The following is a 7,931-nucleotide window of genomic DNA, read 5'->3' as shown; positions in this document are numbered from 1 at the left end:
TTTGGTGTCGGGTCTATTTCCCATTTTTGTCGGCCCGGCGCCCCCGGGCGGGGGGGGGGTTTGGGGGCGGCGGGTGCGGATCCACCGGCCGGCCCCGCCCGGCTGCCGTCCGTCCGGCCCAGACGACACTTCGTCTCCGGCACTCGTGCGATCCGAAGGACGGCGGAGTGCGCTCGTGGACCAGAAGGGGCGCACTGCCGGACGCACCCGGTACGGCGAGGAGCCGTAGCGTTCCTTCTCGGCAGCCGAGTGGGATGAAGCGCCTCTCGCCCCCACTCGGCCGCCGCCACCGCACGGGCCACCGCACCGAAATCGGGCTCCGCACAGGAACGACCTGATGAAGTCCCCTCGCGAGGCAGGCACCGGCAGCGAGCCGCACCGCGCCGCCCCCGACGGGGACCCGGCGAGCAGCCGTGGAAGGACCGGATCAACCGTGATCGAGTTCCGTCAGGCGCTCCCGTGCGGACACCACGTGCTGGGGGTTGCCGGACTCTCCGAGATCCACGCACTGGGCGTACACCTCGCGGGCCTGTTCTCGATGTCCGCCGGCGCGCAGGGCGTCAGCGAGGTGGATCAACGCACGGCTCTCCAGTCCCGGGTTCGCGCTCGCACGGGCCAGGTCCACCGCGACGCGCAGGTGGTCGGCGGCCTTCGCCCAGTTCTTGAGGAGAGTCTGGGCCTGGCCGATGGACGTCTGCACGTTGGTGCGATTGAAGGCGGCACTGTGCGGTTCGATGCTGTCGCCGGCCTGATCGAGAAAGGCGAGCGTACGGAGGTGCTCCGCGATGGACTCCTCGTAACGTCCCGCTCGCAGCAGGGTGTCGGCGTGGCTGCACATGGCGTGGAGGGTTCCGTGCAGGTCGCCCGCGGCCTCGAACAGCCGGGCCGCGTCACGGTTGTGCGGTGCCGCCGCGGAGTAGTCGCCGAGCTGGCTGAGCGCCCAGGCGGTGTAGCTGTGCGACCAGCCCTGCTGCGGAAGATCATCGGCGCGCCGAGCCGCCTCCAGGGCCTCGGCTGAACGATCGATGCTGGCGTGGTGGCGGCCTTCGCAGATCAGCAGAGCCCAGGCGTGGTTGTTCAGGTGAGTGGCTTCGAGACGGGGGTCGCCGAGTCCCTGGGCGCCGGCGGCGGCCAGGGCGAAGACCTCCGGCCAGTGTCCCCAGAAGATCCACTGGTCCGAGAACCAATGGAGGGCGTCCGCCACCTCGACCACGACGACATGGTCCCCTTCGTGCGCCGCGGCTCGGAAGGCCGCGAGCCAGTTGATGCTCTCCGTCTGGAGCCACTGGCGGGCGTGGTCGGCGGTCGACAGGTCGACGGCCCCCTGCCAAGTGGCGGGCGGGGCACCGTAGTCGGGCTCGAACCAGCGGCCGGCGACGACCGCGGTCTCCAGCAGCCAGCGATGCAGCGCGGACCTGGCCGCTTCGGCCGCCTCCTCCGGCTCCTCGGCACGGAGCCGGTCGCGGGCGTACAGCTTCAGCAGGTCGTGGAGGCGGTACCGGTCCTGGTCGGATCCCAGCAGTCCGGTCTCGACCAACTCCTCCAAGGTGTCCTCGACGTCGAAGTACTCCTGCCCGGTGAGCTGGGCACCGATGGCGACGCTGGCGTCGGGGCCGTCGACCAGGGCGAGGAAGCGGAAGAGCCGGGCCGCGTCGGGAGTGAGCTGGCGGTACGACAGATCGAAGGCCGCGGACACCCGGACATCGCCGGCGGCCAGGGTGTCCAGACGGCGCTCCTGCAGAGCGAGGCGATCGGCCAGGCGACGGACGGTCCAACCCGAGCGCGTCGCCAGCCAGTTGCCCGCCACACGCAGGGCGAGAGGCAGATAGGCGCAGCGCAGGGCGACCTCGGAGAGTGCGTCGGGATCCGTGTCCGCACGGTCCTTGCCGATCACACCGGTCAGGAACGTCGCCGCTTCGGCGGGGGAGAGCTCGCCGATGGGCAGGCGCTCGACGTCCTCCAGTCCGGTGAGCATCCTTCGACTGGTGATCAGGACCATCGCCCCGCCCGCGCTCGGCAGGAGGGGGCGGACCTGGGCCTCGTCCCGGGCATTGTCCAGCACCAGCAGGCAGCGGCGGCCGGCAAGTGCCTGCCGGTACAGCTCCGGATGCCCCTGCGGTCCGGCCTTGGCCAGGTCCCGGTCGGCGACGCCGACGGACTTGAGCACACGCAGCATCAGTTCCGCCGGCAGGGGAGGCTCGTCGTCCATGCCACGCAGATCGAGCACTAACTGTCCGTCGGGAAAACGGTCCGCGAGTTGGCGCGCGGCGTGCAGAGACAAGGTGGTCTTCCCGGTGCCCGGAGGCCCGGACACCGCCACGACCTGGGGCCGCCCGAGGGTCGCCTGCCCCGCCAGCGCGCCGAGTTGGGCGAGTTCCTGCTCCCGGCCGACGAAATCGTCGATGCCGCGCGGGAACGCACGCACGTCGGCGGGGCTCTGCCGCGGGTTGCGTCCGATCCGGGCCGCGGCAAGCAGGCGTTCGCGCTCCGCCTCGCGCAGGTTCAGGCCGTTCGCCAGCGCTGCCACCGTTCCTCGCTGGGGCGTGGCCCGGCGTCCCCGCTCCAGGTCCCCGATCCCGCGACCGCTGACCCCCGACGCCTCGGCCAGCGCTTCGATCGTCAGCGACGCCTCCAGTCGCAACTGCCTGAGCAGCTCTCCGAACCCGACGCCGTTCTCTTCGGTCACCTGACCCACCCCCGTGTGCCTCGCCCTTCTGTACCTGACCCGACTCGCGCTGCCCCGTGCCCACTTGCTCGCCCGTCGATGCCGGTAGGGCGAACGCCGCTCGGTGATCAGGACCGACCTGCGGCTACAGGATATTCACAAAATCATGCCGGGTCATGGAAGGTGATGCACGGAGGTGTCCGGATCGGCCCCCCGTGGAGGGCCTGTGCGGGCCGCCGACCGACACCGTTCAATGCTCAACACGGCGCCCTCGTTGCTGGCGTGAAACCTCTGCACCGTTCCACAGCCCCGGACACCGCGGAGGAATGACCGCAAGGTTCGGTTGTGTCTGGTTCCCTCCTGGGCAACCTTTCGTACATTTCCCGGCAAGTGGCGGCCGCGGGCAGGCCTAGGCTTTTCGGGACAAGAGTTGCCATCCCCCAGACTTTGTTGAACGGGCGGAGAAATGAGTCAACCGTTTTTCAGCGCAGCCGACACCACGGTCACCTGCGAACTCGCGGTGCGCGTGATCGTCGGAGGCGAGCCGCAGGTGTCCCTCCCCGCGGTATTCCACTATCACTGTGCCGACCCCTACGCCGTTCGTCTGTCGATCGGGGCGACTTCCAGTGGCCCGGTCGACTGGGTGTTCGCGCTCAGCCTCCTGAAAGTCGGACTGGGCCGACCGGTGGGCGAAGGGAACGTCCTCGTGTCGCCCCGGCGTTCGTCGCACGGCCCTGTCGTACGAGTCGTCGTGCGGTCCCGGCTCGGGTCCGCGGTGCTCGACATGATGGCTGGGCCTGTCGCTGAATTCCTCGACCGGGCTGAGGAACTGGTCCCGCCGGGCACGGAGGGACACCACGTCGACATCGACCGCATCGCGAGCCTTCTCCTGGCCACCGGCGAATGAACGATCGGCGGGCACCAGAACTCTACCCGCCTGACGCTTGGTTCCGGAGCGTGGAAGCCACTGTGGTAATCCCAGCCCGGTTGGCATTTTTGAGAAAGCGCACGTAATTCCCCCCGTGACGAGCGTCGGCCCCCTGAAGCCCGGCCGTCCGACCGGCCCTCTTGGAGCCGGAGCGCAGGAGCATCCGGAATGCCGGAGACGCTCCAATCGCCCTTGCGAGGAACGGGTTGATGGATCCGTGCCCGCAGTCATACGTGCTTGGCCCGACCCTCCCCGCGCAGTGACCCACTCCCGCGTGCGGTGACGTGCGTCTGAAGGGTGCGCACCGGCGGCGCGGGCCGGTAGGCCGCAGACCCGACGGATCACCCCCGACACAGCACCACCTCCGTGACCGATATCTGAACCCTTGACAAGGAGTCCATGTGAAGCAGGCATTGAGGCGCCCACGCGCCGCCGCACCGCGATGGCCATGGCGGCAGGGCTCGGGGCGCTGGCCCTGAGCATGGTCGGTGCGAGCCGGACGTAAGCAGCCACGGGCGGCGCCCTGACCCTGAGCTACACCGCCCTGGGCGACTCCTACGTCTCGGCCCGGGAGTCCCCGACCAGGTGGACGCCACGTGCGCGCTCGGACCACCACTACCCGTCGCTCGTCGCCCAGCAGAGACACTGGCCGCTGACGGACGTCAGCCGTTCCGGTGCGACCACCGCCGACACGGCCGGCCCACAGGGGAACGTGCCGCCGCAGCTGGCCGCGGTCACCCGCACCGCCGACGTGGTGAGCGTGACCATCGGCGGCAACGACATGGGCTTCGGCAGCGACCTGGCCACCTGCGCCGGCCTGTCCTCGCCGAACCCGACGGGTGCCCCCTGCCGGACGCACTTCACCGCAGACGGCACGGATCAGCTCGCCGCCCGCATCCTCCGGACCGGACCCAAGGTCGCCGCGGTCCTGCGCACCGTCCATCAGTGAGCCCCGCACACCCGTTTGGTGGTCGTCGGCTGCCCGGACCTCTTCCCGGCCGACGGCGTCGGTTGCACCAGCAGCACCGTGCCGCTGGCCGCGGGGGACTTCGCGTACCTGCGCGACACCGAGAAGGGACTCGACGCGATGCCGGCCCGGGTGGCTCACCGCAGTGGCGGACACTGCATGGACACATACACACCGGCCATCGGACACGACGTCTGCCGCCCGCAGGGAGTGCGCCGGATCGAGGCGCTGGTGGCCCCGCCCCCGGTCGCCCCGGCCCATCCCAACCTCCAGGGCGAGACGGCCATGTCCGCCGCGGTCACTCGCGCCCACTCCGCCGGGAGGATGTGCCGAGCCGTGCACGGGTGATGTCTTCCAGCGAGCCGAGCAGCGGGTTCCCGTCGTCGGCGCGCGTGACGAGTACGACCTCGCAGGGGTCGGCGTCGACGACGGGAACCAGGGCGAGGTCCCCGCGGGCAGCGGGGCGTCGGTCGCCGGCAGGGAAGAGCGCGACGCAGTGGCCGGTGGCGATGAGCTCCAGCTTGTCCTCGTAGCTGTCGTCGGTCGTGGGCGGGGGCGGTGCGGGGCCGTCACCCGCCTGTTTGGGTGTGCTCCAGACAACCGGAGTGCTGACGCAGGTCACCAAGTCCTCGTCCGACAGCGCCCGCACACTGACAGCCTCCTGGCTCGCCAGAGGATGACGGACCGATGTGACGAGAACCCGGGACTCCTCATGGAGTTTGGTCACGCGCAGGCCGTCCGTGGGGAAGGGAAGCGGGCGGTAGGCGACGAGTGCGTCGACGCGGCCTTCTGAGAGAGCGCGCGTGTCCCGCCAGCCGAGGTGCCGGGTGCGTATCTGGCCGTCAGGGTGCCGGTGACGCAGTTCCTGCACGCAGGCGGTGATGACCAGCCCTTCGGCGTAGCCGACGGTGACGGTGGGTGGCCGGACGGCGGCCCGGGCCGTGCGAGCGGCCTGCTCGGCATCGAGCAGCAGTGTCCGGGCCCTGGGCAGGAATGCCTTCCCGGCGTCGGTGAGGTGGCTGCCCTGCGGCGAACGGTCGAGGAGCCGGACACCGAGCTGAGCCTCCAGTCGCTGAATCTGGCGGCTCAGTGACGGCTGCGCCAGGTGCAGACTCGTCGCGGCCCGGCCGAAGTTGCCGTACTCCGCCACGACCGTGAAATAGCGCACCAGCCGCAGATCGACGTCCATCCGCCCAGGGTACGTCGCGTGTCGTCATGCGCTCAGGACATGTCGGCATACGGAACAGGTCTTGGACAGGGGGTGCGGGCCGGCATTTGGCTGAGGACATGACCACTTATGAGGGCAAGAAGATCGTGATCACCGGTGGAAGCAGCGGGATCGGCCTGGCCGCGGCCCGGTTGTTCGCGGACGGCGGGGCGCACGTACTGATCACCGGCCGGACCCGGTCCACCCTGGACACCGCGGTGGCGGAACTGGGGGAGAGGGCGACCGCCGTCCGGAGCGATACCGCGTCCCTGAAGGACATCGGGGCGCTCGCTGGCTCGGTCCGGGAGCGGTTCGGCACGGTGGACGCGCTGTTCGTCAACGCCGGCGTCACCGCGTCCGCGCCGCTCGACTCCACGACGGAGGAAATGTACGACGAGGTGTTCGCCGTCAACACCAAGGGCCCGTACTTCACGGTGCAGGCATTGGCGCCGCTCCTGCGCGAGGGAAGCGGCGTGGTCCTCACCACGTCGGTGGTGAACGTCCTGGGTCTCGACGCGCTCGGTGTGTACTCGGCGAGCAAGGCGGCCCTGCGGTCGATGACGCGCACTCTGGCCCGCGAACTGCTGCCGCGCAAGGTGCGCGTCAATGCCGTGAGTCCCGGCCCGATCGACTCGGGCATCCTGGACCGCTCCCTGCCCGCCGACGTCGTCGAGGCGATGAAGGACACCTACCGGAGCACCATTCCGATGGAGCGGCTGGGCAGGTCCGAGGAAGTGGCCGCCGCGGTCGCTTACTTGGCGTTCGGGGCGACCTTCTCGACGGGAACGGAGTTCCCTGTCGACGGAGGAGCTTCGCAACTCTGAAAGCCGCCCTCAAGTGGAGCGCGACTAGCATGCGGACGCGGTCGATGCCATAGAGGTTCAGGGTGGCGGCCTGGCGGCGTTCTCTGAACTTAGGTCTTGGAAGGTGAAGCGGGCAGTTCTGGCCCGGCGATGTAGCGGATGCGGCGGTCAGTGCGGTTCCGGTCGGTGATGTCGGTGCTGTCGACGTATTGGTCGATCGTGCCGACTGGTGGCATTGCGCGGAGGGCTGGATCGCTGATCGTGCTGATGAGGGCATCGGTGAAGCGGTGGGCGTCCAGGACCAGGAACGGTCTGGTGTGGAAGTGGCGAACGTGCACGTCACGAGGTTCGGTAAGCCCGAGGTCGTTGTGCATGGCGGCGGTGGTGGCCAGGATCCGGTTGATGCTTCGCATCAGACCGGCGGCCTTGCGCAGCCGCTTGTTGTAGCCGGGCCGCTGGGGCAGGTAAGGGAAGAGGTGGCGCAGGTGGGCACGGGCATGGCGGAGCCATTTGGCCTCGGAGGTGTAGCCGAGTACGGCCTGCATCGTGGCGAGGGTGACCAGTTCGGCATCGCTCAGGCGGGGCGTGATGCCGACCGGTGGGCGCCAGGGCGCCAGGTCGGGATGCTCCTTCAGCGTGTCGTCGGTCGTCGCATAGAGTGCTGTCGCGAGGGTGTCCACGTCGTTCGTCACAAAACGATCTTGGGCGCCCTCGTTCTCGTCTCCGCCAGGCACCTTGCGGACCGCGCCACCAGGAGGAACCAGTGTCATCCCCGCAACTGCTCACCCCCGAGGAGAAGCTCGCCGACGCGAAGAAGCTGTTGAGCCTCCCGCGTATCGTCGTGATCTGCGGCTCCACCCGCTTCATGACCGAGATGAACGAGGCCGATCTGCGGGAGACCAAAGCCGGAAAGATCGTCGTCAAACCGGGCTTTGATGTGAAGTCGCCGCACGAACTGTGGTCCGATCCTGTCGAGGCCGAGGCGCTGAAGGTGCGACTCGGCGATCTGCACCGGGCGAAGATCCGGCTCGCTGATGAGGTGCTCGTGGTCGGCGACTACATCGGAGACAGCACCCGAGCCGAAATCGCCTACGCCCGGTCGCTGGGCAGGCCCGTGCGGTTCACGCACCCCGATGTCGACCCTGACGCCTGATCGCCCGCTGCCACCTCGATAACCAGGGGCGGCAGCTCGCCGTCTGACCGTCTCGCGGTAGCTTCGGCCGCAGCCCACCCCACACCTCCGTCGATATCCCTTGGAATTGATCATCTAAGGGCTGTCCCGTAAATGATCTCCGGGGCGCCTCGGGCATGGTGGGCTGCTGTTCGGCCCCGCCGACCTATCCGGCAAGGGCGAGGTTGTG

The 7,931-nt window shown here is 69.3% G+C and carries 7 protein-coding genes and 1 pseudogene; 5 read left to right on the top strand and 3 right to left on the bottom strand.

Annotated features, from left to right (window positions below; translation table 11 throughout):
• Window positions 1-427 precede the first annotated feature (427 nt).
• Window positions 428-2,686, bottom strand: coding sequence for an ATP-binding protein (locus tag ACIRQ9_RS40250; RefSeq protein WP_404185732.1), 2,259 nt, complete (start codon window positions 2,684-2,686; stop codon window positions 428-430).
• Window positions 2,687-3,131: 445 nt separating this feature from the next.
• On the opposite strand from ACIRQ9_RS40250, the gene ACIRQ9_RS40245 reads away from it, so the two are divergent.
• The 3 genes from ACIRQ9_RS40245 to ACIRQ9_RS40235 all read left to right on the top strand — a co-directional run bounded on the left by ACIRQ9_RS40245 (window position 3,132) and on the right by ACIRQ9_RS40235 (window position 4,908).
• The gene (locus ACIRQ9_RS40245; protein ID WP_404185729.1) at window positions 3,132-3,572 is read left to right on the top strand and encodes an SsgA family sporulation/cell division regulator; all 441 of its coding nucleotides are present in this window, start codon (window positions 3,132-3,134) and stop codon (window positions 3,570-3,572) included.
• 544 nt (window positions 3,573-4,116) lie between these two features.
• Entirely contained in the window at window positions 4,117-4,542 is a 426-nt protein-coding gene (locus ACIRQ9_RS40240) for a GDSL-type esterase/lipase family protein (RefSeq protein WP_404185735.1), read from the top strand.
• Window positions 4,543-4,560: 18 nt separating this feature from the next.
• Window positions 4,561-4,908 (top strand): hypothetical protein, encoded by a 348-nt coding sequence (locus ACIRQ9_RS40235; RefSeq protein WP_404185726.1) that lies wholly within the window; start codon window positions 4,561-4,563, stop codon window positions 4,906-4,908.
• On the opposite strand, the gene ACIRQ9_RS40230 is transcribed toward ACIRQ9_RS40235, so the two are convergent.
• On the bottom strand, window positions 4,859-5,749 hold the full coding sequence (locus tag ACIRQ9_RS40230; protein WP_404185723.1) for a LysR family transcriptional regulator: 891 nt from the start codon (window positions 5,747-5,749) through the stop codon (window positions 4,859-4,861). The genes ACIRQ9_RS40235 and ACIRQ9_RS40230 overlap by 50 nt on opposite strands.
• A gap of 98 nt (window positions 5,750-5,847) precedes the next feature.
• Here ACIRQ9_RS40230 and ACIRQ9_RS40225 point away from each other — a divergent pair, with 98 nt between their 5' ends.
• The gene (locus ACIRQ9_RS40225) at window positions 5,848-6,591 is read left to right on the top strand and encodes an SDR family oxidoreductase (protein WP_404185720.1); all 744 of its coding nucleotides are present in this window, start codon (window positions 5,848-5,850) and stop codon (window positions 6,589-6,591) included.
• Between the two features lie 341 nt (window positions 6,592-6,932).
• Here ACIRQ9_RS40225 and ACIRQ9_RS40220 read toward each other — a convergent pair.
• Window positions 6,933-7,262: pseudogene (locus ACIRQ9_RS40220) on the bottom strand (IS982 family transposase); the annotation flags it as partial.
• A gap of 71 nt (window positions 7,263-7,333) precedes the next feature.
• Here ACIRQ9_RS40220 and ACIRQ9_RS40215 point away from each other — a divergent pair.
• Entirely contained in the window at window positions 7,334-7,723 is a 390-nt protein-coding gene (locus ACIRQ9_RS40215; protein WP_404185717.1) for a hypothetical protein, read from the top strand.
• The last annotated feature ends 208 nt before the right edge of the window (window positions 7,724-7,931 follow it).

Source organism: Streptomyces sp. NPDC101237, from assembly GCF_044767465.1.
GTDB lineage: Bacteria > Actinomycetota > Actinomycetes > Streptomycetales > Streptomycetaceae > Streptomyces > Streptomyces gramineus.
The sequence above is the reverse complement of the archived record's forward strand: the minus strand, read 5'-3'. Positions and strand labels throughout refer to the sequence as shown.

What these genes read in the sequence shown, in the direction of transcription:
- ACIRQ9_RS40245 (WP_404185729.1), top strand. Translation starts at nt 3,132, where the DNA reads ATGAGTCAACCGTTTTTCAGCGCAGCCGACACCACGGTCACCTGCGAA.
- ACIRQ9_RS40230 (WP_404185723.1), bottom strand. Translation starts at nt 5,749, where the DNA reads ATGGACGTCGATCTGCGGCTGGTGCGCTATTTCACGGTCGTGGCGGAG.
- ACIRQ9_RS40225 (WP_404185720.1), top strand. Translation starts at nt 5,848, where the DNA reads ATGACCACTTATGAGGGCAAGAAGATCGTGATCACCGGTGGAAGCAGC.